The sequence below is a fragment of the Nisaea sp. genome (genome assembly GCF_965216895.1).
Taxonomy (GTDB): domain Bacteria; phylum Pseudomonadota; class Alphaproteobacteria; order Thalassobaculales; family Thalassobaculaceae; genus Nisaea.
The window spans coordinates 3,238,015-3,262,908 of record NZ_OZ244205.1 but is presented as its reverse complement, the minus strand read 5'-3'; the positions used below and the strand labels follow the sequence as shown (position 1 = coordinate 3,262,908).

The 24,894-nt window shown below is 64.9% G+C and carries 27 protein-coding genes; 8 read left to right on the top strand and 19 right to left on the bottom strand.

Annotation, left to right across the window (positions count from 1 at the left end):
* Positions 1-15: 15 nt before the first annotated feature.
* The 3 genes from arsB to ACOOE1_RS15615 all read left to right on the top strand — a co-directional run bounded on the left by arsB (position 16) and on the right by ACOOE1_RS15615 (position 1,570).
* Positions 16-1,095 (top strand): ACR3 family arsenite efflux transporter, encoded by a 1,080-nt coding sequence (gene arsB / locus ACOOE1_RS15625; RefSeq protein WP_420403126.1) that lies wholly within the window; start codon positions 16-18, stop codon positions 1,093-1,095.
* Positions 1,096-1,181: 86 nt separating this feature from the next.
* Positions 1,182-1,376: a mercury resistance system transport protein MerF gene (gene merF, locus ACOOE1_RS15620; RefSeq protein ID WP_420403125.1), complete on the top strand. Its 195-nt coding sequence runs from the start codon at positions 1,182-1,184 to the stop codon at positions 1,374-1,376.
* Positions 1,346-1,570, top strand: a complete 225-nt coding sequence (locus ACOOE1_RS15615; RefSeq protein WP_420403124.1) for a GDCCVxC domain-containing (seleno)protein — start codon at positions 1,346-1,348, stop codon at positions 1,568-1,570. The genes merF and ACOOE1_RS15615 overlap by 31 nt, the downstream gene beginning before the upstream one ends.
* 78 nt (positions 1,571-1,648) lie before the next feature.
* Here the strand turns inward: ACOOE1_RS15615 and boxB are convergent, their stop codons facing one another.
* Entirely contained in the window at positions 1,649-3,097 is a 1,449-nt protein-coding gene (gene boxB / locus ACOOE1_RS15610) for a benzoyl-CoA 2,3-epoxidase subunit BoxB (protein ID WP_420403123.1), read from the bottom strand.
* Positions 3,098-3,146: 49 nt separating this feature from the next.
* Positions 3,147-4,799, bottom strand: coding sequence for a 2,3-epoxybenzoyl-CoA dihydrolase (gene boxC / locus ACOOE1_RS15605; RefSeq protein WP_420403122.1), 1,653 nt, complete (start codon positions 4,797-4,799; stop codon positions 3,147-3,149).
* Positions 4,800-4,988: 189 nt separating this feature from the next.
* Between boxC and ACOOE1_RS15600 the strand changes: the two genes are divergently transcribed.
* From ACOOE1_RS15600 to ACOOE1_RS15590, 3 genes are read left to right on the top strand one after another with little or no spacing between them, the layout of a single operon-like run.
* On the top strand, positions 4,989-5,696 hold the full coding sequence (locus ACOOE1_RS15600; protein ID WP_420403121.1) for an ABC transporter permease: 708 nt from the start codon (positions 4,989-4,991) through the stop codon (positions 5,694-5,696).
* Positions 5,689-6,468: an ATP-binding cassette domain-containing protein gene (locus ACOOE1_RS15595; RefSeq protein ID WP_420403120.1), complete on the top strand. Its 780-nt coding sequence runs from the start codon at positions 5,689-5,691 to the stop codon at positions 6,466-6,468. The genes ACOOE1_RS15600 and ACOOE1_RS15595 overlap by 8 nt, the downstream gene beginning before the upstream one ends.
* 34 nt (positions 6,469-6,502) lie before the next feature.
* Positions 6,503-7,336 (top strand): substrate-binding domain-containing protein, encoded by an 834-nt coding sequence (locus ACOOE1_RS15590; RefSeq protein WP_420403119.1) that lies wholly within the window; start codon positions 6,503-6,505, stop codon positions 7,334-7,336.
* Positions 7,337-7,354: 18 nt separating this feature from the next.
* Here the strand turns inward: ACOOE1_RS15590 and ACOOE1_RS15585 are convergent, their stop codons facing one another.
* The 12 genes from ACOOE1_RS15585 to ACOOE1_RS15530 form a co-directional block, all read right to left on the bottom strand.
* Positions 7,355-8,260, bottom strand: a complete 906-nt coding sequence (locus ACOOE1_RS15585) for a substrate-binding domain-containing protein (protein WP_420403118.1) — start codon at positions 8,258-8,260, stop codon at positions 7,355-7,357.
* A gap of 73 nt (positions 8,261-8,333) precedes the next feature.
* A complete protein-coding gene (locus tag ACOOE1_RS15580) occupies positions 8,334-8,705 on the bottom strand; it encodes a c-type cytochrome (RefSeq protein ID WP_420403117.1) in 372 nt (123 codons plus the stop codon).
* Positions 8,705-8,836: a hypothetical protein gene (locus ACOOE1_RS15575; protein ID WP_420403116.1), complete on the bottom strand. Its 132-nt coding sequence runs from the start codon at positions 8,834-8,836 to the stop codon at positions 8,705-8,707. Before ACOOE1_RS15575 ends, ACOOE1_RS15580 begins: the two co-directional genes overlap by 1 nt.
* Before the next feature lie 13 nt (positions 8,837-8,849).
* Positions 8,850-10,226 (bottom strand): c-type cytochrome, encoded by a 1,377-nt coding sequence (locus ACOOE1_RS15570; RefSeq protein ID WP_420403115.1) that lies wholly within the window; start codon positions 10,224-10,226, stop codon positions 8,850-8,852.
* A 20-nt stretch (positions 10,227-10,246) separates the two neighbouring features.
* Positions 10,247-11,329, bottom strand: a complete 1,083-nt coding sequence (locus ACOOE1_RS15565) for a formate dehydrogenase subunit gamma (RefSeq protein ID WP_420403114.1) — start codon at positions 11,327-11,329, stop codon at positions 10,247-10,249.
* A 19-nt stretch (positions 11,330-11,348) separates the two neighbouring features.
* Positions 11,349-11,555, bottom strand: a complete 207-nt coding sequence (locus tag ACOOE1_RS15560) for a hypothetical protein (protein ID WP_420403113.1) — start codon at positions 11,553-11,555, stop codon at positions 11,349-11,351.
* 185 nt (positions 11,556-11,740) lie between these two features.
* Positions 11,741-12,337, bottom strand: coding sequence for a formate dehydrogenase FDH3 subunit beta (gene fdh3B / locus ACOOE1_RS15555; RefSeq protein WP_420403112.1), 597 nt, complete (start codon positions 12,335-12,337; stop codon positions 11,741-11,743).
* A 12-nt stretch (positions 12,338-12,349) separates the two neighbouring features.
* Positions 12,350-15,220, bottom strand: coding sequence for a formate dehydrogenase subunit alpha (locus tag ACOOE1_RS15550; RefSeq protein WP_420403111.1), 2,871 nt, complete (start codon positions 15,218-15,220; stop codon positions 12,350-12,352).
* A 112-nt stretch (positions 15,221-15,332) separates the two neighbouring features.
* Positions 15,333-15,527 carry a twin-arginine translocation signal domain-containing protein gene (locus tag ACOOE1_RS15545; protein WP_420403110.1) on the bottom strand — a complete coding sequence of 65 codons (195 nt, stop codon included), beginning with the start codon at positions 15,525-15,527 and terminating at the stop codon, positions 15,333-15,335.
* Positions 15,528-15,616: 89 nt separating this feature from the next.
* Positions 15,617-16,219, bottom strand: a complete 603-nt coding sequence (locus ACOOE1_RS15540; RefSeq protein ID WP_420403109.1) for a TorD/DmsD family molecular chaperone — start codon at positions 16,217-16,219, stop codon at positions 15,617-15,619.
* A 172-nt stretch (positions 16,220-16,391) separates the two neighbouring features.
* A complete protein-coding gene (locus ACOOE1_RS15535) occupies positions 16,392-17,021 on the bottom strand; it encodes a DUF3306 domain-containing protein (RefSeq protein WP_420403108.1) in 630 nt (209 codons plus the stop codon).
* Positions 17,014-17,556, bottom strand: coding sequence for a DUF3305 domain-containing protein (locus ACOOE1_RS15530; protein ID WP_420403107.1), 543 nt, complete (start codon positions 17,554-17,556; stop codon positions 17,014-17,016). Before ACOOE1_RS15530 ends, ACOOE1_RS15535 begins: the two co-directional genes overlap by 8 nt.
* A 120-nt stretch (positions 17,557-17,676) precedes the next feature.
* Here ACOOE1_RS15530 and ACOOE1_RS15525 point away from each other — a divergent pair, with 120 nt between their 5' ends.
* Positions 17,677-19,710 carry a 4Fe-4S binding protein gene (locus tag ACOOE1_RS15525; RefSeq protein ID WP_420403106.1) on the top strand — a complete coding sequence of 678 codons (2,034 nt, stop codon included), beginning with the start codon at positions 17,677-17,679 and terminating at the stop codon, positions 19,708-19,710.
* A 15-nt stretch (positions 19,711-19,725) separates the two neighbouring features.
* Here the strand turns inward: ACOOE1_RS15525 and ACOOE1_RS15520 are convergent, their stop codons facing one another.
* From ACOOE1_RS15520 to ACOOE1_RS15505, 4 genes are read right to left on the bottom strand one after another with little or no spacing between them, the layout of a single operon-like run.
* Positions 19,726-20,010, bottom strand: a complete 285-nt coding sequence (locus ACOOE1_RS15520; protein ID WP_420403105.1) for a hypothetical protein — start codon at positions 20,008-20,010, stop codon at positions 19,726-19,728.
* A 4-nt stretch (positions 20,011-20,014) separates the two neighbouring features.
* Positions 20,015-20,215: a DUF6494 family protein gene (locus ACOOE1_RS15515; protein WP_420403104.1), complete on the bottom strand. Its 201-nt coding sequence runs from the start codon at positions 20,213-20,215 to the stop codon at positions 20,015-20,017.
* Positions 20,216-20,247: 32 nt separating this feature from the next.
* Entirely contained in the window at positions 20,248-21,270 is a 1,023-nt protein-coding gene (locus ACOOE1_RS15510) for a DUF6352 family protein (RefSeq protein WP_420403103.1), read from the bottom strand.
* Positions 21,271-21,288: 18 nt separating this feature from the next.
* Entirely contained in the window at positions 21,289-22,038 is a 750-nt protein-coding gene (locus tag ACOOE1_RS15505) for a biotin/lipoate--protein ligase family protein (protein ID WP_420403102.1), read from the bottom strand.
* Positions 22,039-22,166: 128 nt separating this feature from the next.
* Here ACOOE1_RS15505 and ACOOE1_RS15500 point away from each other — a divergent pair, with 128 nt between their 5' ends.
* Positions 22,167-24,356: a tetratricopeptide repeat protein gene (locus tag ACOOE1_RS15500; protein ID WP_420403101.1), complete on the top strand. Its 2,190-nt coding sequence runs from the start codon at positions 22,167-22,169 to the stop codon at positions 24,354-24,356.
* On the opposite strand, the gene ACOOE1_RS15495 is transcribed toward ACOOE1_RS15500, so the two are convergent.
* A complete protein-coding gene (locus tag ACOOE1_RS15495; protein ID WP_420403100.1) occupies positions 24,331-24,873 on the bottom strand; it encodes a hypothetical protein in 543 nt (180 codons plus the stop codon). The genes ACOOE1_RS15500 and ACOOE1_RS15495 overlap by 26 nt on opposite strands.
* Positions 24,874-24,894: the final 21 nt, after the last annotated feature.

Below are 24,894 nucleotides of genomic sequence, written 5' to 3'. Positions count from 1 at the left end.
AAGGACCCGATACGCATGAGTACTGAATCAGCGGCTGCCGAGGCGGCCCCCGGCGGCATCGGGTTCTTCGAGAAATGGCTTTCCGTCTGGGTCGCGCTTTGCATCGTGGCCGGCGTGGCGCTTGGCAATTTCGCCCCCGGCCTGTTCCAGACCCTGGCCGGCCTCGAATACGCCTCGGTCAATATCGTCGTCGCCGTGCTGATCTGGGCGATGGTCTATCCGATGATGGTGGCGGTCGATTTCGAGAGCCTGAAGAGCATCGGCTCGAAGCCGAAGGGCCTCGTCATCACCCTGACGGTGAACTGGATCGTCAAGCCCTTCACCATGGCGGCGCTCGGCATCCTCTTCTTCCGCTACATCTTCGGCGACATGATACCGCCGACCGACGCGGAGCAGTATATCGCCGGCCTGATCCTGCTCGGCGCCGCGCCCTGCACCGCCATGGTCTTCGTCTGGTCGACCCTGACGAAGGGCGACGCCACCTATACCCTGGTCCAGGTCTCGGTGAACGACCTGATCATGATCGTCGCCTTCGCGCCGATCTGCGGGCTGCTGCTCGGCGTGACCGATCTCGAGGTGCCGTGGGAGACGCTGCTGCTCTCCGTCGTTCTCTATGTCGTGATCCCGCTCGGCGCCGGTTACATGACGCGCCGCCACCTGACGGCGAAGGCCGCCAGTCACGATGCGGGCGAAGAGATCGTCCATGACTTTACCGCCCGGGTGAAACCCTTCTCCGTGCTCGGCCTGCTTGCAACCGTGGTCCTGCTGTTCGGTTTCCAGGGCCAGACGGTGCTGGACAAGCCGCTTGTCATCGCACTGATCGCGGTGCCGCTGGTGCTGCAGTCCTACGGCATCTTCGCCATCGCCTACGGCTGGGCGAAGGCCTGGGGCGTGCCCTTCAACATCGCCGCGCCCTGCGCCATGATCGGCACCTCGAACTTCTTCGAACTCGCGGTCGCCGTCGCCATCAGCCTGTTCGGCCTCAATTCCGGCGCCGCGCTCGCCACCGTGGTCGGCGTGCTGGTCGAGGTTCCGGTGATGCTGTCACTGGTCGCCTTCGCGAACCGCACGCGGGGCTGGTTCGCGCAGGGATAGGTTCAGGCGACCGCTTCGCGCAGCACGACATCGTGAACGATTGCACAAGGACGGGCTGGTACAATCGTCTGATGCAGGAGCGTCTGTTGAAGATCGGAATTGCCGGCATGGTCGTGACAGCGATTTGCTGCCTTACGCCGGTGCTCGTAATTCTGGCGGGAGCCATCGGGCTCTCATGGATCACCGGCTATCTCGACCTCGTCTTGGTACCGGCGCTCGGTGTCTTCGTTTTCCTGATCGGAATTGGCCTATGGCGCAAGAGACCATTGAAATCGTTCTAGAATCACGCCTGACATGCCCAGAATGCGGACAAACTCGTACGGAGACAATGCCGACCAACTCCTGCCGGTTCTTCTACGACTGCAAGGGATGCGGCGCACTGCTAAAGCCGAAGCCCGGCGATTGCTGCGTCTTTTGCTCCTACGGCACCGTTCCGTGCCCGCCGATCCAGGCCAACACGGACTGCTGCGAATAGACTAACACAAAAAAACCCGGGCCGCCGAAGCGGCCCGGGCGAGAACCCGAATTTCCAAGGGAGGAAAGATCGGGTAACTCAGTCGTGGATCTTCACGTATTCGAAATCGCCCGGCTTGTTGTCGATGCCGACGCGCGGGGCGGAGATCCAGCTCGCGAACTTTCCTGGCTCGCGCACCGGACTCATCAGCGAGGCGATATAGTCGCCGTCTTCGAGGTTCGGCAGGAACTCGTCCCGCCGCGCGCCCCATTCCGCGTCGCTCAGCAGATTGCCGTCCGGGTCCGTATGCACATTGCGGAACTCTCCGATATGACGATGGAAGGCGACGTTCGGCAGGGTGATCTCGAAATCGATTCCGGCCTTCTTGATGATCCGGTTCCAGCGGTTGATGCCGCCCTGACAGTCGCGCACGTAGTCATCGCGCAGCCGCATGTTGAGAGCGGAAAGCGCCGGTTCGTCGACCATCCTGATCTCGCCGTCGACCAGCTTCAGCACCGGATAGGTGTCGTTGACAAGCTTGTGGTCGTCGTCGATCCGCTCTTCCTGGAAGCGCCCCTTGAGGCCTGCATTGAAGGCGTTCGCCGCATTGGTCGAGACCTCGGAGCCGAACAGGTCGAGGGACAGCGAGAAGTGCAGGTTGGCCTTCTTCTGCAGCGTCGGCAGGTCGATCACGCCGAGGGCGCGGATCTTCTCGATCTCGAACGGGTCCTCGATCCCGGCCTCGCGCATCGCCTCGCAGGTGCGCTGCACGGTACGGCCGACGCCGGTCTCGCCGACGAACATGTGGTGCGCTTCCTCGGTCAGCATGAAGCGGCAGGTCCGCGACAGCGGATCGAAGCCGGACTGCGCCAGGCTTTCCAGCTGCATCTTCCCGTCACGGTCGGTGAAGAAGGTGAACATGAAGAAGGAGAGCCAATCCGGCGTCGACTCGTTGAAGGCGCCGAGCATGCGCGGCTTGTCCGCATCGCCGGAGCGCCGGTTCAGCAGCTCGCCCGCCTCCTCGCGGCCGTCGCGGCCGAAGTATTTCTGCAGCAGGTAGACCATGGCCCAGAGGTGCCGGCCTTCCTCGACATTGACCTGGAAGAGGTTGCGCATGTCGTAGAGCGACGGCGCGGTGGCGCCGAGGAAACGCTGCTGCTCGACCGAGGCGGGTTCCGTGTCGCCCTGGATCACCACCAGGCGGCGCAGCATGGCGCGGTATTCGCCCGGAATTTCCTGCCAGACATCCTCGCCCTTGTGCGCGCCGAAGGCGATCTTGCGGTTCTCGACTTCTGGTGCGAGCAGGATGCCCCAGCGGTAGTCCGGCATCTTCACATAGTCGAACTTGGCCCAGCCCTTCGGATCGACGCTGACGGCGGTCCTGAGATAGACGTCCGAGGTCTGGAAGCCTTCCGGACCCTGGTCCATCCACCAGTCGATATAGCCCGGATGCCACTGCTCCAGCGCCTTCAGGACCTTGCGGTCGCTGGAAAGGTTGATGTTGTTCGGGATCTTGGTGTCGTAGCTGACGTTCAGGATCTCGTTCATGGGGCGGTTCCTCCTCAGTTCGGGCTCAGCCTGTTTTCCCTTGGGGGGATCAGACCCGCTTGGTGTCGTATTCGGGCTTGCGGCCGCTGCCGTAACGGCCCAGCGCGCCTTCCGGACCGACGGCGTTCGGGCGCTGGAAGATCCAGTTCTGCCAGGCGGTCAGCCGTCCGAAGATCTTGGTCTCCATGGTCTCGGGACCGGCGAAACGCAGGTTCGCCTCCATGCCGGTCAGCGCGTCCGGCGAGAAGCTGGCGCGCTCCTCGAGGAAGATGCGGACCTCGTCCTCCCAGTCGATATCGTCGAAGATGAAGGTGACGAGGCCGAGCTCCTCCGCGCGCTCCGCGTCGAGGCTTTCGCCGATACTCGCTTCCGCGTCCTTCACCGCTTCCGGCGCACCGAGGAAGCGGGTCTCGAGCCGGGTCAGCCCGTTGCTCATCGGAAAGGGACCGAAATTGGCCGGGCCGAGCGCGATCTCCGCCGGCGGTCGGTTGTCGCCCTCGAGCTGGCCTTCCAGCATGTAGGAACGGTCGCAGGCAAAGAGAAGTTCCGCGAGCGAGCCGGCGAAGCAGCTGCCCGGTTCGACCAGCGCAACCAGCGAACGCGAGGTGACGTCGATCCGCTTCATCACCCGCTTCCAGTAGAGCAGGATCTCGCGGGCGAGCCAGTTGCCCTTGCTGGCGGCGAGAAAAGCGTCGTGCTCCAGCACTCTCGCGCCGTCGCCCTCGGTCTTGAAGATCAGCGTGCCGATCTCGAGTTCGTTCAGGCGCAGATGCAGGATCGCATCGTCCAGTTCGCGGCAGAGCTTCAGCAGCCAGTAGTCGGCGCCGAACGCGGCCAGGGCATCGGTATCTGCCGGGACACCTTCCTCCGGTCCCTTGATCAGGATGGTCGCATTGCGCTCCTCGCGGTCGATCTCGACCGTGACCAAGCTGTAGCGGAGAAGCTCTCCGTCGATCTCGCGATCGATCTTCGGAAGGGCGATGCCCGTGGCGTCGGACGGCCGGTCTGAGGTCTCGGCCATCGCCGAAACGCGGGCGGCGACAACCTCGTCGAACTTGGAATTCGGCGCGACCTCGTCGACCAGGTCCCAGTCGGCGGCGCGCTTGCCCTTGATGCCTTCCTCGATGGCACAGAACACATCCGCGCGGTCACGGCGCACCTTGCGCTTGTCGGTGACCCGGGTCAGGCCGCCGGTGCCCGGCAGCACGGCGAGCAGCGGCGCTTCCGGCAGGGCAACGGAGGAGGAACCGTCATCGGTCAGGATGATATGGTCGGTGGCGAGGGCCAGCTCGTAGCCGCCGCCGGCGCAGGCCCCGGTCACCGCGGCGAGATATTTCTGTCCGGACTCGGCGCTCGCCTCTTCCATGTAGTTCCGCGTCTCGTTGGTGAACTTGCAGAAATTCACCTTATGGGCATGGGCCGCGCCCGCGAGCATGCGGATATTCGCACCTGCACAGAACACCCTGTCCTTGGCGGACCGGAGCACCACGACCTTCACTTCCGGATGTTCGAAGCGGAGCCGCTGGATCGCGTCGTAGAGCTCGATATCGACCCCGAGATCGTAGGAATTGAGCTTCAGCTCATAACCCTCGAACAGGCCGCCCTGCTCGTCCACATCCATGACCAGATCGGCGCGTGAGCCGTCGAACTCCAGCTTCCAGTGCTTGTAGCGGGTCGGATCGGTCCGGAAATCGATCGTCATTGCAGCGCCTCTCCCGTTTTTCTGCCGCTCTTCGAGCCTGGCCGGTTCTTGTCTCGCTGCGCAATATAATGCAATCGGGAGATTTGACATGCATTATTTTGCATGTTGCTTCGTCCGTCTGGAATTACCACTGCGCACGAAGTGGAAATCTGACTCGCCTGCGAAATTTTCTGCATGTAATGTCATAATATGCAGGATTTTGCAGCATCATTCTCGCTCGCCTTCGAGCTCATTCTCTCGGCCGATCCGGAACTGGCCGAGATTGTACTGCTGTCGCTCAGGGTCAGCCTCTCGGCGACCCTTGCCGCCTGCGCGATCGGCATGTCCCTCGGCGCGGCCATTGCGATCTTCCGATTTCCGGGCCGCGGCGCGCTGCTGATCTTCGCCAATGCCATGATGGGCCTGCCGCCCGTCGTGGTCGGGCTGGCGATCTACATGCTGCTCTCGAACGCGGGACCGCTCGGCGCGCTCTCGCTGCTCTATTCCCCGACCGCAATGATCGTCGCGCAGACCGTTCTGGTAACTCCAATCGCGACGGCGCTGACCCGGCAGGTGATCTCGGATCTGCATGTGGAATATGACGAACAGCTCCGCTCCCTCTCCCTCGGCCCCCTGGATACGCTCGGCACGCTGCTCTGGGACGCGCGCTTCTCCCTGATCACGGTGGCGCTTGCCGGCTTCGGGCGCGCCGTCGCCGAGGTCGGCGCGGTGATCATCGTCGGCGGCAACATCAACCATGTCACCCGGGTGATGACCACGGCGATCGCGCTGGAGACCTCGAAAGGCGATCTCGCCCTTGCCCTCGCGCTCGGCCTGATCCTGATCGGCATCTCCATCGCGGTGAATGCCGCGCTGATGGCCCTCAAAGGTACGGCCCGGCGGTTCGCCTATGAATAACCTGCCGCAGAATGTCAGCACGAACGCCTCCTTCGCGCAGCGCAACGCGCTCTTGCCGCTCCGGGCCGACGCACTCCGCTTTGCCCCCGACGGCCTTGCCGTTCTCGACAATGTCTCGCTGCAGATCGCCGAAGGCGGCATCACCATGATCCTCGGACCAAACGGCGCCGGGAAGAGCGTCCTGCTCAGGCTGCTGCACGGCCTCCTGGAACCGCATCGCGGCGAGGTGCTCTGGCGCGGCGGCCCGTCGAGCCGTGAGATTCGGCGTCGTCAGGCCATGGTATTCCAGAAGCCGGTCCTGCTGCGGCGCTCCGTTGCCGCCAATCTGGAGCACGCCCTCAAGGCCGCCGGCATCCCGCGCGCCGAGCGGGCGCGCCGCATCGGGGACGCCCTGGAAGAGGCCGGCATCGCCCATCTCTCGAAACGTCCGGCACGGGTTCTGTCCGGCGGCGAACAGCAGCGTCTCGCCGTCGCACGCGCATTGAGCCTGAAGCCCGACGTACTGTTCCTGGACGAGCCCACTGCCAGCCTCGACCCGGTTTCGACCGCTGCGATCGAGGCCCTGATTCTCGCCGCCGACCGGCGCGGCTGCAAGATCGTGATGATCAGCCACGACCTGCATCAGGCGCGCCGCCTCGCCGCCGAGATCGTGTTCATGGACCGCGGGCGGGTCGCCGAGCACTCCGCCGCCGAGACCTTCTTCAAGCAACCGTCGAGCTCGGCGGCGCGCGATTTCCTGGCCGGACGGCTGCATCTGCCGGACGGTCGATAGCCTGCAAGCAAGACCGACCAAGGGAGCAAACAAGATGAGATACCTGAAGAGAACGATCGGTGGCCTTGTCCTCGCGGCGCTCGTTGCAGCCGGGACCGTGGGCAACGCCGTTGCCGCCGACAAGTTCATCATCGTGCAATCGACCACATCGACGCAGAATTCCGGTCTGTTCGACTACATGCTGCCGAAATTCACCAAGAAGACCGGTATCGAGGTCCGGGTCGTGGCCGTTGGCACCGGCCAGGCGCTGAAGAATGCGCGGAACGGCGATGGAGACGTCCTCTTCGTGCACGCGAAGCCATCCGAGGAGGAATTCGTCGCCGCGGGCTTCGGGGTGAAGCGCCAGGACGTCATGTTCAATGACTTCGTCATCGTCGGCCCGGCGGCCGATCCCGCGAAGGTCGGCGGCATGACGGACGCGTCGGCGGCCCTGAAGACGATCGCCTCGGCGGCGGCGCCTTTCGCCTCGCGCGGCGACGACAGCGGCACCCACAAGAAGGAAAAGGCGCTCTGGAAGGCCGCCGGTGTCGATACCTCCGCGGCGAGCGGTACCTGGTACCGCGAAACCGGCTCCGGCATGGGCGCCACGCTCAATGCCGCGGTCGGCATGGGCGCCTATGCGCTGACCGACCGGGCGACCTGGATCAGCTTCAAGAACAAGAGCGATTTCAAGATCCAGGTCGAGGGTGACGAGGTCCTGTTCAACCAGTACGGCGTGATCCTGGTGAACCCGGCCAAACACCCGAAGGTCAAGCAGGCCGAAGGTCAGGCCTTCATCGACTGGGTGACCGGACCGGAAGGCCAGGCCACGATCAACAGCTACATGCTGAACGGCCAGCAGCTGTTCTTCGCCAACGCGAACGGGTGATCCCGCGGGACGGCCGGGTCAGGGCGCGTTGTCGCGCACCCGGCCGAGCTCCGAAATGTCATATCCGCCCAGCTCCGCCGCCCTGTCGCGGAAGAGCGCGCTCCGGGCGAAACCGAGCAGGGCCTGGAACGGCGGCTCGAAATAGAATTTCCGGCTGACCAGAAGATCGAACTCTTCCTCGACCAGAGGCACAAAGGTCAGGCCGCTCTGCCCGGCGGCGGAAACCAGACCCAGCCCCGCATCCGCGCGCCCGGTGCGCACCGCCTCGCCAAGCTCCGACTCGGTCCGCGCCGGCGGCGTGCTCCATGCGACAGCCTCTCCGTCGAGACCTTCCCGCTCCAGCAGCTGGCGGAACAGCACCTGGCTGCCCGCGCGCTCCTGCCGCGGCACGAGCCGTTTTCCGGCAAGGTCCTCGACGCTTTCGATACCAAGCGGATTTCCGGCTGCCAGGACGAGACCCCGTGACCGTTTCGCCCAAGAAATCAGCACCGCGTTCCGGGCCGGTCCCAGCGCCTGCACCGCGCCGATGTTCCAGCGCGCGCCCATGGCCTCGGGGATATGGATCGCCGCCACCGAGGCCTCGCTTTTTCCGAACCGCTCAAGCCCGTCGAGGCTGCCGTCGAACAGCGTCGGCAGGGCGGCGCCCGACTCCCGGATCGCCCAGTCGAGCAAAGGATCATGGCTTCCGGCGATAATGGCAGGTCGGTCTGGGTCGGGTATCGGGGGGATGGTGTCGCGCGCGCGTTCGGCGCTTGTGTCACCTGCGATCCACGCCTCGATGTCCTGGCGCGGGAACAGCAGCTTGCCGGTCACGCGGCGGCACGGAACCTCGCCGTCGGCGGCCAGCTGGTAGACCTTCCGCTCCTTCACCCGGAGCAGGTCGGCGAGTTCGCGCACGGTCAGAAAGGCTGGAGGCGTCGTCATCGGCCCGGATGCACCCGCTGTAAATGGTGCCCAAGAGCCTTACTGACGGGATCGGCCGTCGTCAATGACGGCCCTATTTCAGGGTCAGGACAAAGGCAAGGATCGCGTCGAGATCGTCCGCGGTCAGGTGAATCTCCGCCGCGTTCGCGGGCAGCGGCGTCAGGCGCTCGACACCTTCCATGCGAACGAAGGCGCCATGCGGCCTCCGGTCGAAAAAGGTGACGAACCTGTTCTCACCGTCGGGCAGCGACATCAGCAGCTTGAAGGATGGCGTGCTGCCGATCCCGCCGAGACCGTTTGCCGGATCGACCACATGGCAGCGTGCGCAATGCTCGAGCGAGATCGCGCGCCCGGCGGCGACGGGTCCGCCATCCTGTGCGATCGCCGCGCCGCCGCCCGGCAAGAGGAAGGCCGGCAGCAGCAATGCCCGAGACCAGCGCCGCATCACTCGAGCCGGACGCTGCCCGTCGCGGACTGATTGACGTGCGTCGTGCTGAAGTCGAACTGGCCGAGCACGAACCAGGCGATGCCGGAGCAGACGACGATTCCGACCAGAGCGGCAAGAAAAGCTTTCATGTGTATGGTCTCCCTAGTTTTGCCCGGCGCGGCGCTCCGCTTCTGCGAGGGCTTCTCTCAGAAAGTGCAGCAGGGCCTTGCGATCCTCGCCGCTGCCAAGCCGCTGCAAGGGCATCTTGGTTCCGGGCACGACATGTTCCGGGCCTTTCTCGAACAGCGCGCCGATCGTCTCTTCCGTCCAGACGATGTCGCTTTCCAGCAGAGCTTTCGAATAGGGATAGCCGGAGACACTGCCGACCCGGCGGCCGAAAACGCCGAAGAGGGTTGGCCCGGCCCGGTTGCCGCCGTCCGGAGTGAGCGTATGACAGACGGCGCAGGTGCCGAAAAGCGCCGCCCCTCGTGCGGCGAGCGCGTCTCCTTCAGGAACGTAATAGGCGGTCTCCGGCGTACTCCTCGCCCCGATCTCGGCGCCCCTGCCCAGATCCCAGCGGGCCACCTTCGCATCTCGTCCGGCAGACAGCAGCTCGCGGCCGCCCGGGGTAAAGGTGACCGACCAGACGGGCCCCTCGTGTCCGCGCAGAGTCTGCAGCGGGCGGCCGTCGGCAAGCGACCAGAGCACGATCTGTCCGCTCGCGCCTCCGGTCGCGAAACGCGTTCCGGCCCGGTCCACATCGATCGAGAGGACCGGGGCCTCGTGACCCAGCATGAAGCGCCGCTCCTCGCCGCTCTCGAGATCGAACAGCCGCACCGCCTCGTCGGTTCCGGCCACCACCAGGGTACGACCGTCGGGCGCGAGAAAGAGCCGGTTCACCGGCAGGCCAATTTCGGCGAAGGTCTCGGGGACTTCGTCGCGCTGAGGTGTCCAGAGCCGGACCGTTCCATCGTATCCGGCGCTTAGAACGCGGCGGCCGTCGGCGGTGAACTGGACCGCGTTGACCGGGCCGGTATGCCCCTTCAGGACAGCGGCCGGCCCGTCATCCGCAACGGAGGCAATCCGGACCGCACCGTCGAACCCGGCTGATGCGACGAGTTGCCCGTCGGGCGATACGGCAACGGCACTCACCCGCCCCTCGTGGCGGGTCAGGAGCTTCAACGGCCGGGTCTCGCCGAGGCGCCAGAGATAGACCGCGCCGTCATTGCCGCCGGAGACCGCGCGTGACGCGCCGGGCAGGTAGGCCACGTCGCTCACCGCCGCGTCGTGACCATACATGACCGTGCGGGCGTGCTCGTCCGGAAGATCCCAGTAAATGATCGAGTAGTCGAACCCGGCGGTCAGTGCGGTCCTGCCGTCGGGCGCCACCGCGATCGCGTGCACCGGCCCGCCGTGGCCGATCAGCTCGGCCTCCGCCGGCAGAACCGGCGTCGCGGCGGCAAGCAGGACGACCGCCGCGATCCACTTGCGGATCGCGGTGCCTGATACCCGGGAAAATCTGATGCTCCCGTGCCCCACGATGCCTCCGACCGTAAGGGCTAATCCGCGCCCGACGAGGCCCGGCGCGTCTGCACCTCCTCGACCCAGAGACTGTGGTGCTCCTTCGCCCAGTTCTCGTCGACCATGCCGCTGCCCATGGCGTCGAACGCGCCTTCCATGCCAATGGAACCGATATAGATGTGGGCGACGATGACCACGATCAGGCCGATGCCGACGACCGAGTGCCAGAGCTGCGAGAGCTGCATCTCCTGCATCACCGTCAGTTCGGTTGGCAGATTCGCGCCGAAGATGTTCAGAATGGCGAAGGTCTTGCCGAACATGTGGAATTCGAAGGGGAACAGCAGAGCGATACCGGAGGCACTGATCGAGGCGCCGCCGAGAATCACCGACCAGAAAATCAGCTTCTGGCCCGCATTGAACTTCTTCGCGGGCGGGTGCACGCCTTTCGAGAAGAGACCGCCTCCCTGTGCCAGCCAGACCAGGTCAAGCCGGTTGGGGATGTTGTGCTTCACCCACATCACGAACATCATCACCACGCCGACCATGAAGGCGAAGGCAATGTAGTTGTGCAGATATTTTCCGGCGATGGTGATCACGGAAAACGCATCCGGGCCGATCACCGGCAACAGGACGTAGCGCCCGTAGAGCACATTGAGCCCTGTAAGCGCCAGCACGACGAAACTTGTCGCGGTCAGCCAGTGCGCGAAACGCTCGACCGAATTGAAGCGCTCGATCAGCCTTCCGCTCAATCCGTGCTCGATCTTGATCCGGCCGCGCAGGATGAAGAACAGGCTGAGCAGGATCAGGATGCCGAGCAACGCCCAGGCGCCGTAGAGCGACAGCGGGCCGTTACGGACGGCGCGCCAGTTGTCGCCCTCGGACTGGATCAGCACGCCGGCCTGGGCGTCCGGAATCGAAACCTGGCCCTGCTGGCCCTGGCGGACCTGGCGCCAGAAATCGGAGTCGCTGGAGGTCCCGAGCGTATTGCCCGGTACTTCCCCCGCCTGTTGCGCGGCAGCGCTCTGGACGATGGAGAATTCGGAGTCCGAAGCGGCACCCAGAAGAAGGACCGCGGCGAGGGCGAGACCGCCGAGATGCTTGAAGAAGGTCAAATTCGTCATGCGATTCTCTCCCGGGGGCCTATAGGTCGAAACTCTGTCTGCGGCCCCGTGAACGGATCTCCGCAAGGGCCTCATCGGACAGGGACTGATCCTCGGCACCGAGATAGGTGCCTTTCTTGTACAGGAGCACCCTGTCCTGCTCGTTCTCGCGGCAGCCGGCCAGCAACACCATCACCAGCGCGGCGAGGGCCAGTCCGCGGAACACGACCGGACGTGCAGTATCCATGTCCGTATCACTCCTTGAGCATTGCCGTCGGCCGTATCTATCAGAGGCGCCGGTTCGACGGACCGCCATCGACCAAACCCACGGCGTCGAGTGGCGCCGTGGGTCGGATCGATGTCGAAAAAACTGACATAAACGGGTCGCGGACCAGACCGGAGGCCGCCAAGACGGCCTCCGGATTCAGGCTCTTAACCGCCTGTTTTCTGGTCGTAGGCCGTGCCCCAGCCCCAGGCACCGGAACCGAAGCCGCGGGCCACGGTCCGCTCGCGATAGATGCCGGAGACAACGTCCCCATCACCCGCGAGAAGGGCCTTGGTCGAGCACATTTCCGCGCAAAGCGGAAGCTTGCCCTCCGCAAGACGGTTCCGACCATATTTCTGGAACTCGTCAGAGCTATGATCGTCTTCCGGACCGCCGGCGCAGAAGGTGCACTTGTCCATCTTGCCGCGGCTGCCGAAATTGCCCGCTTGCGGATACTGCGGTGCGCCGAACGGGCAGGCATAGAGGCAATAGCCGCAGCCGATGCACAGATCCTTGGAGTGCAGAACCACACCCTCGTCGGTCTGGTAGAAGCAATCGACCGGGCACACCGCCATGCAGGGCGCGTCCGAGCAGTGCATGCAGGCCACGGAGATGGACCGTTCGCCGGGCTTGCCGTCATTGATCGTGACGACACGGCGGCGGTTCACGCCCCAGGGAACCTCATGCTCGTTCTTGCAGGCCGTGACACAGGCGTTGCATTCGATGCAGCGCTCGGCGTCACAAAGGAACTTCATACGTGCCATTGTTTCGCTCCCTTACGCAGGCTCGATGCGACAGAGGGTCGCCTTGGTTTCCTGCATCTGCGTGACCGAGTCGTAGCCGTAGGTCTGCGCAGTGTTGGTGGATTCGCCGAGGACATAGGGATCCGCACCGTCCGGATACTTGCTCCGGCGGTCCTCGCCCTGGAAATGTCCGCCGAAGTGGAACGGCATGAAGGCGACGCCCGTGCCGACCCGTTCGGTGACCATTGCCTTGACCTTGACCTTGCCGTTTTCCGGACCGGTCACCCAGACCATCTGCCCGTCCCGAATGCCCGCATTGTTGGCATCGCGCGGATTGATCTCGACGAACATGTCCTGCTGAAGCTCGGCCAGCCACGGGTTGGACCGGGACTCGTCCCCGCCGCCCTCATATTCGACCAGTCGGCCGGAGGTGAGGATGATCGGGAAGTCCTTCGAGAAGTCGTTCTTCTGGATCGACGCGTAGAGCGTCGGCAGACGATACGCCTTCCGGTCCTCGTAGGTCGGGTAGTCGGCCACGAGATCCCGCCGCGAGGTATAAAGAGGCTCGCGGTGGAGCGGCACCGGATCCGGGAAGGTCCACACCACGGCACGTGCCTTCGCGTTTCCGAACGGTGCACATTCGTGCTTGATCGCGACGCGCTGGATACCGCCCGAAAGGTCGGTCTTCCAGTTGGTCTTGTCGCCCGCGATCGCCTCGATGGTCGCGCGCTCCTCGTCGGTCAGATCCTTGTCCCAGCCGAGTTTCTTCAGCATGGCCATGGTGAATTCCGGATATCCGTCCTTGATGTCCGAATTCACGCTGTAGGAATCGACCGCGAGCAGGTTGTCGCCGTTCCGCTCGACGCCGAAACGCGCACGGAAGGTGAGGCCGCCCTCGGAGACCGGCTTGGACGGATCGTAGAGGATCGGGGTGCCCGGATGGTTCATTTCCGGCGTGCCCCAGCTCGGCCACGGCATGCCGTAATAGTCGCCGTCGCACGGCCCGCCCCGCGCCTGAAGCGTGGTCTTGTCGAAGGTGTGCTGGTTGGCCATGTGCTTGCGCAGCCGTTCCGGCGACTGGCCGGTATAGCCGATGGTCCACATGCCCTTGTTGATCTCGGCCGTGATGTCCTCGACCAAAGGCTCCTTGCCGTTGACCTTGATGTGTTTGAACATCTCGCCGGCCATGCCGAACTTTTCGGCGAAGAGATACATGATCTCGTGGTCCGACTTCGATTCGAAGAGCGGCTCCACCACCTTCTCGCGCCACTGGATCGAGCGGTTGGAAGCAGTCACCGAACCGTAGGTCTCGAACTGGGTGCAGGCCGGCAGGAGATAGGCGCCCTCCTTGCGGTCATGCAGCACGGCGGAGACCGTCGGGTAAGGGTCGACGACGACGAGAAGATCGAGTTTCTCCATCGCCTTCTTCATCTCGACCATGCGGGTCTGCGAGTTCGGGGCATGCCCCCACAGAACCATCGCCCGGACATTCTCGGGCTGGTCCATGTTGGCCTTGTCCTCGAGCACGCCGTCGATCCAGCGCGACACCGGGATGCCGCTGGATTCCATCAGCTTCTTGCTGCCGAAGCGGCCGAGCAGATAGTCGTAGTCCACGTCCCAGACCCGCGCCCAGTGCTTCCAGGCACCGGTGCTGAGGCCGTAATAACCAGGCAGGGTATGCGAGAGCACGCCGAGATCGGTCGCACCCTGCACGTTGTCGTGGCCGCGGAAGATGTTGGTCCCGCCGCCGGCCTTGCCCATGTTGCCGAGCGCAAGCTGCAGCACGCAATAGGCCCTGGTGTTGTTGTTGCCGTTGGTGTGCTGGGTGCCGCCCATGCACCAGATCACGGTGCCGGGACGGTTGTTCACCATGGTCCGCGCGACGCGTCGCATCTGCGAGCCCGGGACCCCGGTCACCCGCTCGGTCTCTTCCGGCGTCCACTTCTTCACCTCGGCGCGGATCTCGTCCATCCCCCAGACGCGCTGGCGGATGAATTCCTTGTCTTCCCAGCCATTCTCGAAGATGTGCCAGAGAATGCCCCAAATCAGCGCGACATCCGAGCCCGGACGGAAGCGGACATATTCGGTCGCGTGCGCCGCAGTCCGCGTGAAGCGCGGGTCGCAGACGATCAGCGGCGCCGCATTCTGTTCCTTCGCGCGGAGCAGGTGCAGCAGGGAGACCGGGTGGGCCTCTGCCGGGTTGCCGCCGATGACGAAGATGCAGCGGCTGTTGTGGATGTCGTTGTAGCTGTTCGTCATCGCGCCGTAGCCCCAGGTGTTGGCAACACCCGCGACCGTGGTCGAGTGACAGATACGCGCCTGGTGGTCACCGTTGTTGGAGCCCCAGAAGGCGTAGAACTTGCGGAACAGGTACGACTGTTCGTTGCTGTGTTTGGCCGAACCGAGCCAGTAGACCGAGTCGGGGCCGCTTTCCTCACGGATCTGCAACATCTTGTCGCCGATCTCGTTGATCGCCTGCTCCCAGCTGATCTTCTGGTATTTCCCGTCAACCAGCTTCATCGGATATTTCAGCCGGCGCTCGCCATGGGCGTGCTCGCGGACCGCGGCGCCCTTGGCGCAGTGCGAACCGAGGTTGAACGGGCTGTCGAAGCCCGGTTCCTGGCCGATCCACACGCCATTCCGCACTTCCGCCTCGACCGTGCAGCCGACCGAGCAGTGGGTGCAGACCGAGCGGATCTTCTCGATCCCGGCCAGCGGATTGGCTTGCGCTTCGGCTTTCTTGACCATGCCGCCGCCGAGGGCGGATGCCGCGGCGATACCGCCGACGGTGATTCCGGAGCGTTTCAGGAACGTTCTCCGGTCGATCGCGCTGCCGGTCTGGCCGGTCAGAGCGCGAGACATGCGCGCGGACGCAGCGCGCCCGCCTGTCTTCTTCATCAACATATCGTTCTCCCGAACATTACGGCCTCTTTGCCCGACCGCTTATGTTTCAGAGGGCACCCCAGCATGCGGCGCCCTGGGCTCTCCCCGTGGGGACGGCCCTACCCCGTCCGCCCTAGAAGCGGGACAGAGCGTACGCCGTCTTCACATGCGCGGTCTCCCGATAGCCGGCACTGACCTTGCCGGGCCGTTCGGCGGCCTCGGCTGGTTTCTGTGTCCCGGCGATCGCCGCCGCACCGGCGGCAGCGCCGATGCCCGACAATTTCAGGAAATCACGGCGCGTGGATTCGGGCTTTTTTGCTTTCGCCATCACCAAACTCCGTTCTTTGCCGCACGGGTCCGATATGTCGCTCCGCCGCCGGCCCGTGCCCGGCGCAAGAGCTCAACCGCCACCCGGCCTCAGCCGAGCATGCGGAAACTTTCGCCCTCGATCGCAATGAACTGCCGTCCGATGGAACCGAGGGGCATGAACAAGACCGACGCTTTCGCGCCTTCCAGGTCTTCGAAGAACTTCTCCGCCCAGGGGGCGATATGTTTGTCGAAAAATTCCGCCTGGCGTTCCAGGTGGCAGGCCGGACCGAACTCGCCGCGGATCATGCCGGCCATCACATCGCAGAGCGCGGCGATGTGATCTTCCGGCTCTTTCACCTCCTCGGCCCGCGAAACCCCAAGCTGCGCGAGGTCGTCGCGCAATTCGGCCAGCGGCTTTTCGTTCATGAAGCCCGTGAGATAGAAGGATCCGTGCGGAACCAGCTCGCCCCGTCCGACGCCATAAAACAGCTTGTGATATTCTTCGTCCGCCGACTCCACGGTGGCGGCGCGGGCCGCAGCCGCGAAAGCGGCAACGGCCCGGCCGAGCGGCGTGTCGTCGCCACCGAGACTTCGGGCGATATCAAGGCTCTCTGCGGCGGGCGGCCGCGCGAGGAAATGCGCGAGCAAGCCGTACCAGTGCGCGCGAACGGCGTCTTCTTCCGACACCAGACTGCGGGCGGTTTCTGTCACCAGCCCTCTCTCCCTAAGCCTGTCCGCTTGGCCCATAGCGGCTGCGAACTTCGACATTTCTCGGACTCTCAGCCCGATTTTATTTCAGTTTTACGGTACGCTCACTGCGCATCGAAGTCCACATATTCAGGTGTGGCGGTTCCATGCCTTTCCACCATGCGGACATCTCCGATCAGACGAGATCGCCGTCTCCGACTTCATCATCCGGATCATCCCCAGCCGGTGTGCCCTCGACCTGCGCGGTCCCGCCGGCCGCAGCGGCGTCACCATCGCTGTCCGCTTCGGCCATAAGCTCTTTTTCGCCGTCTTTCGGGGCCTCTCCCTCACCTTCGGGTTCGGGCTCGATCCCGAGATCCTCGTCCGTGAGAAACCCGCGGCCGACATTGTAGGCGGTCTGCATACCCTCGATCACCCGAGCGGCATCCGTGAAGTCCTCGCCGTAATCGACCAGGCCGTCGACATTCGCGAATACCGGATTGAGGCGCCACAACGCGCGAAGCGCCTTGCGGCGGAGAAACTCGGGGACGTTGCTTTGCATGAAGGGCGTGAAATCGCTGTCGGCGTCGAGACTGTCGATGTCTGGCAGCGCCGCAACCACGGCCTGCTCCTCCTCCGTCATGTCCCGCTCGTCGCCGTTATATAGCTCCGGCAAAGCCGGCTCGGGTGGTTCCTCGACAAGCACCGGCGCCGCGCCGCCGCGGCCGGTGCGGACCTCTTCCAATCCGCTTTCCCGTGCCGCCTGCTTGCGTTCCGACCAGCGCCCGAGAAAGCTCCGGCCCGGGATGTCACCGCGTTCAGACAAGACGACGTCTCCCGGATCTGGCCCGCGCCGCATCCACCCGCGGGCGGCGGGCAAATTTATCCTGCTCATGGCGATGGTCGCTGCGTTTGCGTTTGACGAATACTTCATCCTCGTGGTGCTGATCGCAGAAATCCTGGACCCAGGCGATGAGACCTTCGGGCATCGGCACGGCCTCGACGATCTCTTCGCCGGAATCGAGATAATCCTGAGACTCGTAAGCCGAAGCCGTCGCAAGGAAGGGGATCACCTCGTATGACGAGTCCGGATCGTCGTTCTGGCGAAGCACGACATAGACGGACGGCGACCCGGCCAGGTTCACCTTGTAGGATTCGGTCTCACCTCGATAAAGCGTCAGCTCAAGTGTGGCGGCGTGGTAACGCTCGACGCCATCGGACTTGTCGAGCAGTCTCCACTCGCTCACCTCAGGCGCACCGACGATTACGGAGACGGCGCTCCAGCTGAAATCCTGCCACGGATTGTCAAGCTTTCTGCGCTCCAGCACGATACCAACCGGTATTGTCCGGCTGCGTTCCATTTCCACTCCTCGGATTCCACGCGCCGGGTCATTGCCCCGACCGCTCCCTGTTGCAAATATGTGTAACAAAAGCGCGCACAGGAAAGCCTCAACGAAACAAAGCGCGCGGGAGAGGGATATATGGCCACCGAAAACGGGCGGCTGCTGATCTGCAATTGCAACGGCTCCATGCCCCTGGATGCGAGCGCCGCCGCGCTGTCGCAGGATGGTGCGGAACCTTTCATCCATTCCGCGCTTTGCCGCGCGCAGCTCGGAAATTTTCGCGATGCGGCAAACGCAGGCGGCCCGCTGACGGTCTGCTGCACCCAGGAGGCGCCGCTCTTCACGGAAGTTGCCGCGGAACAGAACGGCGAGGAGGACACGCTATCCTTCGTCAATATCCGCGAACGTGCCGGATGGTCAGAAGATGCGGCGAAGGCCGGCCCCAAGATCGCCGCCCTGATCGCGGAGGCCGCTGTCAGCGGCACGCCGACGACACAGGTTCCGCTGACCTCGGAAGGAGTCTGTCTCGTCTACGGCAAGGACCAGGCCGCGCTCGACGCCGCCCGCCAGCTCGCCGCGCGGCTCGACGTGACTCTGCTGTTGAAGGAAAGCGACGGCATCATCCCGCCGGCGGTCATGGACGTACCAGTGTTCCAGGGTCGGGTCGCCCGCGCCGCGGGGTATCTGGGCGCTTTCGAGATCGCGGTGGACCGCTACGCCCCGGCGGACCCGGCGAGCCGGGACGTTTTCCGGTTCGAGCGGCCGCAGGACGGTGCAATGTCGACCTGCGACCTGATCCTCGACCTGACGGGAGAGACTCCGCTCTTCACCGGACATGATAAGCGCGACGGCTATTTCCGGCCCGACCCGGGAGATCCGGTGGCCGTGCAGAAAGCCCTGTTCGAGCTCTCGGACATGGTCGGAGAGTTCGCGAAACCGCGTTATGTCGATTTCCATGCCGAACTCTGCGCCCATTCCCGCAGCCGCAAGACAGGCTGCTCGCGCTGCATCGATGTCTGCCCGGCAGGGGCGATCAGCCCGGACGGCGATACCGTTGCCTTCGATCCCTATATCTGCGGTGGCTGCGGTGCCTGCAATTCGGTCTGCCCGACCGGCGCCGCACACTACACCTTCCCGACGACGGCCACGCTCATCGAACGTCTCTCGGCCATGATGCACGCCTATCGCGATGCCGGCGGGCGACAGGGCACGCTCTTCGTGCACGACCCGCAGCATGGCGGCGCGGTAATCGACATGATGGCCCGTTTCGGCCGGGGGCTGCCGGCGCATGTCCTGCCTTTCGCTGTGACCCAGACGACCCAGATCGGGCTCGACTTCCTCGCCGCCGCCTTCGCCAACGGGATTGGGCGGGTTGTGCTCTATGCGCACCCGACGAAGCGCGACGAGATCTCCGGGCTCGCGAACCAGATCGGCCTCGCCGAGACCGTGCTGACCGGGCTCGGCTACGAAAGCGGCCTGGTCGAACTCATGGTCGAATCGGATCCGGATGCCGTCGAATCCCGGCTCTGGTCGATGGACAGGACGGACGGCGCGACAGCGCGCCCCTTCCTGCCGCTCGGCGGCAAGCGGGAAATCATGGACACGGCGCTGGCCCAGCTCCGACTGGCCGCACCGGAGCCGGTCGACTTGATCGCACTGCCGCCGGGAGCGCCCTACGGACGGATCGCGGTCGACGCCGAGGCCTGCACGCTCTGCCTCGCCTGCGTCGGCGCCTGCCCGGCGAGCGCGCTGCAGGACAATCCGGACAAGCCGGAGCTCTCCTTCATCGAGAACAATTGCGTTCAGTGCGGGCTTTGCCAGAACACCTGTCCGGAAAGCGCCATCACGCTTGAGCCGCGGCTGAACTTCCTGACCGCGGCGAAATCGCCGGTGGTGATGAAGGAGGAGGAGCCGTTCCATTGCGTGCGCTGCAACAAGCCGTTCGCGGCGAAAAGCTCGATCGAGCGGATCGTGGCGACGCTGGCCGAAAAGCACCCGATGTTCAAATCGCCGGAAGCGGCGCGCCGACTGCAGATGTGCGAGGACTGCCGCGTGGTCGACCAGTTCGAGGTGACGAACGACCCGATGGGCGGCGGTGCGCGGCCCGCGGTGCGGACGACGGAGGATTATCTCGACGGCAAGGTCCCCGACGAGGACGAGAGCATCCACTGACACGGTTTGGCGGCGTCAGCCGCCGAACCGGTCCTGGCACATGGCCTCCGCGCGCCGGCGGAAAAGCTGGTGCTTGGCCTCGTCGATGATTCCTTCCTCGCGCATCTTGTCGACCGCGCCGTATCGCTCGGCGAGACACGCGGCGAGCGGCCCGTTCGCGGGCGCCGCCACCGGCTCCTCGCCCAGTAATCCTGCAATATCGTCGCGGTGAAGATAGGCGAGTGCGGCGAGTGCACCGACCAGCACCAGCCCGGCAACGGCGCGGGCACGCCAGCTGTCGGCGAAGGAGGCCGCGGCCATTGCCCTACTCGGTCTCGATGGTGCCGTCGATGGTGACTTCCAGACCCGCCGCCGGGATCGAGAGCACGACCTTCGCTTCCGTGGCGGCGCCGACCTTGCCGTCCGCGACGGCCTTGCGAATCGCCGTCTCGATCTCGCGCTGCGAGGTCACGCCGACCTTTTTCAGAAACTTGCGGACACTCATGTTGAAGATGTCTTCGTTCATCGTTTTCTCCTTGTTTCCGGGTTGCCCGCCCCTCAGACCGGGGTTGCGAGAGGCAAATTGACCAACAGGTTCTGGGGCTTCATCCGCAGCACGCCGGACCGATCCTGCGCCAGACCGAGATAGACCGGACGTCCGGCGATCGACGGCATCATGGCTTCGGGCGATTTGAACTCGAGCCGGAACAGGGCGAGCAGGTTGACCAATTCCTCCTCCGGGACCTCCTCGCCCTTGTAGAGGGCGTTCAGGATCGCGCTCGAGGTCGCATCGAGGCCGACATGCCAGACCCATTTCTCGTCGGCGATGCTGCGGACCGGCGTCACCGAGACCTCGGTACCGAGGAAGTGGTCGACCCAGCGCTCCAGCACGCGGCACAGCGCGTCGAGCCCCGGGCGGGTGAAGGTCAGGTCGAGGACGGTGTCGAAGCGGTCGCTGCGGTCCCAGTAGATCTCCGCGTTCTCTTCCGTCAGCACATCGAGCTCGACGGAGCGGAGCGGCGTGTCGTTCTCCGCGATCAGGCGCTCCAGAGAACTGAAGCCCTGCCCGGCCGCATGCATGTCGACAATCTCCTCGTCGGCGCACATCACGGTGCCGTCCTGCAGGGTCACGCGCTGGCTGCGAAACAGCAGCTCGGCCGCCCGCACCCGGAACGGGTCCACCGCGCCGTCGAGCATGTTACGCGCGACGACATGCGCGACCTGATCGAGGAACAGCGGCGGGATCGAGACGCCCCCACCGCGGAAGGTCGAAAGATAGAAGGATTCGAGGCTGTCCGCCGCCAGCAGGGCGTCGCGGAAACCGAGTACGATCTGGTAGTTCTCCCGTCCCTCCGGATCGCCGAACGCCGCCAGTTCCATCTCGCTGACCGGGCGCCGGGGATCCTCGAGCAGAGCGGCGTGCAGACTGCGCTCCGTCGCACAGGATTCTTCGACCGGCGCGATCTCCGGGCGGGCGAAGAGCGCCCTCAGAAACGCATCGGTGACCGCGAGCCGACCGTCCGCGGTCCGGTCCAGCAACGCGAAACCCGAACTGACCCAGAACTCTCTCGCCTCAGCCATCAAACCCCGTCCACGCCTTCAGTCCAGTGACCATGTCGGTTTCCGCAGCACCTCGGTCAACGGAACGACGGGCGTTTTCGACTCCCCGAGCACCAGCCCCCCCGTTTCATCGAGGCCGAGCAGCTTGCCGCGCCATTCCCGGCCGGCAAACTTCAGCGCCACGGTCTCGCCGCGTTTGGCCGCCCGCGGAAGCCAGTTATCGGCGATCGGACGCAGACCCTCGGAGAGATACCGGTTTGTCCAGAGCAGGAAATGGCGCGAGAAGCTTTCCAGCAAATCGCCCGTCGTCAAATCTCCGCAGCCTTCGTCGAGCAGGGTCGTGCGCTGTCGTGTCATGCCGGGCTCGGGCGCATCCTCGGAGGGCGTCATTGCCAGCCTGACGCCGAGCACCGCCCAGTCGGGCACCGGGTCTGTCGGATCGTCCCAGAGCGCCGGATCCACCGTCAGCGAAACGCCGCCGGCGAGACCGCCATTGACGATCAGCCGGTCGGGCCATCCGAACAGCACCTCGACCTGCGGCGGAACCTGCGCGCCGAGACAGTCTCCAAGCGCGACCATCGCGACATGCACGGCCGAGAGCGTCTCGGAGAACGGCCGATCCGGGCCGAGCACGATTGCGCAGTCGAGCCGATCGGCGCTGTCGAGCCAATAGAAGCTGGCCGGATCGGCGCCGCCGCGCGCGGCCTCGGCGGCAGCGGCCTCGGCACAGGTGCCCGGCAGCACCCGGCAGGGCCGATAGATCGGCGGAAAGGACAGTTCGTCCGTCATGTTTCACTCCCTTGGCCCGAAACTAGCACGCCGATGGAGGCTGTCATGGTGGAATCGCCAATCCGGGCGCGCCATGATAAGCGGGTTGAAAGCCAGCGGCAGAGAGAGACGGGGAAAGGGGAGCACGGGTGCAGGTTCGCGGATTGCTCGTCACGGCCCACGGCCTGCACGGCGCCGGCCGAATCGCAGAGGCGGCGACCGGCTACCGCAGGGTTTTGACGGCAGCTCCGGAGCAGGCCGACGGCTGGCATCTGCTCGGCACCGCACTGCTGCAGACCGCACGCCCCGCGCCGGCCGCCACCTGTATCGGAAGAGCGCTGCTCGCCGCCCCCGAACGTCACGATTTCCGTCTCAACCTGTCCTACGCCCTGATGGATGCCGGCCGCCCGGCGGATGCCGTTGCGGTGCTCGAAACGGCCTGCCGGCACCGGCCGCTCGAGACCGCACTCTGGAGCGCCCGCGCCGGCGCAAACAAGCGGCTTGGCGACTCGGCGGCGGCGGAGCAGGCCTTCCGCGCAGCGATCCTGCTCGATCCCGCTGCCTTCGCGCCGCTCTACAATCGCGGTCTTGCACATCAGCAGTCCGGGGATACGGCGGGCGCCATCGCATCCTACGGACGCGCGCTGACGATCCAGCCCGGCGCCGGAAGCGCCCTCGCCAACCGGGCTCAGGCATTGAAATCCGAAGGGCGCGCGGATGAGGCGGTACGCGATTTCAGGCGCGCACTTCTCCTGGCGCCGGGAGACGCCACGCTGCTGAACGATCTCGGGATCTCGCTCTGGGACGGCAACGAGATCCGCGGCGCGCTCTCGCACTATCGACGAGCCGTCGCGGCCGCGCCCGACAGGGCGGCGATCGCGCGCAATCTCACAGGAGGACTCGCAAGCGCCGGACATTATGAGGACGCGCTGGAGACCTTCGACGCCGCAATCCGTGGGCACCCCGAGGATCCGGGCTTTCCGGTCAGGCGCGCCCTTGTTCTTCCGGTCATTCCGGAATGCCTCGGACAGATCGACGCGGCGAGACAGAAGATTGCCGGCTTTCTCGCGTCTCCGGAGGCAAGGCGCATCCGACTCTCAGACCCGCTGGAGCAGGTCGGCGCGGCGAATTTCTATCTCGTCTATCACGGCCGCAACGACCGGGATCTCGCGGAGGGGATCAGCAGCTTCTACCGGCGCGCCTGCCCGATGCTCAATTTCACCGCGCCCCATTGCAGCGACGCGGCCTCGGCCGGTGCGCGCATCGAACTCGGGGTCTGCTCGAAACACCTTGCGGGACATACGATCGGCGCCGTCTTCGGAAGACTTGTCACCGGCCTCGACCGCTCCCGCTTCCGGCTGACCCTGCTGCGCCCGCCCGGCCTCCGGGACCGGGCCTCGGCCGAGATCGCGGCCGGTTTCGACAGAGTGGTCGAACTGCCGTCGGATATCGGGCGGGCCGCCCAAATCGCCGCCGACTGCCGCCTAGACGCGTTGCTCTATACCGATATCGGGATGGAACCTTTCACCTATTTTCTTGCCCATACGCGGCTTGCGCCCGTGCAATGGGTCACTTGGGGACACCCTGTCACCACGGGCATCGACACGATTGACGCCTATCTCTCTCCCGATTGCTTCGAGCCGGAGGGGGCGGAAGGGCATTACTCGGAGCGGCTGGTCCGCAGCCCGAGCATTCCGATGGTCTATCGCAACGAGGCTGTACCGCCCCCGGCCGCGAAAGCGGAGTTCGGCCTTCCTGAAGGAGGTCCGCTCTATCTCTGCCCGCAGAACCTGTTCAAGCTGCACCCGGACTACGATCACGTCCTGGCGGATATCCTTGTGCGTGATCCGCGCGGGACGCTGGGCCTGATCGAGGGCGCCAACCCGGAATGGACGGCACGACTGAAGACCCGGCTCTCCGCGGTGCTTGGCGGCGCCATGGAACGGGTCCGCTTCCTGCCATATCTGCCGAAGAACGACTATATGCGCCTGCTCGGCGCCGCGGAGGTGATGCTGGATCCGATCCATTTCGGCGGCAGCAACACGACGCTCGGCGGGTTTGCGGCGGGAACGCCGGTCATTACCTGGCCAGGGCCCTACATGCGGGGGCGGATGACCTACGGCCTCTACCGGACCATGGAGGTCCCGGACTGCATTGCAACGGACCTTGCGGACTATGCGGGCAAGGCGGTCGAGATCGCGAACGACCGGCAACTGCGCGAGGATATCGCCGCGCGCATCGGGGCGGCACGGCCGGCCGTCGTCGAGACGGCGGGCGCGTCCCTGGATCTCGGCGACCTGCTCGCGGACGCGGTCAGCTCGCGGAGCGGTTCGCGATAAGTACGGCCTTGCCTTCTTCCATGTCGTAGCGAAGGCGCGGCTCGTTCTCGAGCGGACGGCCGGTCACACGCACGAAGCAGGCCCTGGCCGGATAGTCGATCGCATGAATTTCCCGCACATCGTAGAACCCGGCATCGCCAGGGTTCAGGCGGTAGGTCTTCACGTGCTCGATCTCCGCCGTGCCGTCTTCATTGCCACCGTCCAGGCGCTTGAACTCGCTCATATCCGTATACTCTTTCGCCTGGCCGTAGATCGCCCAGGACGTGCCGTGATCGTGCGGGGGAGAGGCATGAGCCTTGTCGTTGACATGGGCCAGCACGACGAACTCCAGCTCGTCGTCGCGATAGAGCTCGGTCACGCCGACCGGCGCGTCCTTGCCACAGACCTCCTCGACAAATGCCTCGTTCCGGAGAAGCTTCTCGAGGTTCTTGCGGACGGCTTCGCGGCCTTTCGTGTTGTTGTTCTCGGCGAGGATATCGTGGCTCTCGCGACAGAACTCTTCCAGACCGTATGTCATGCCTGATCTCCCTTGAATTCT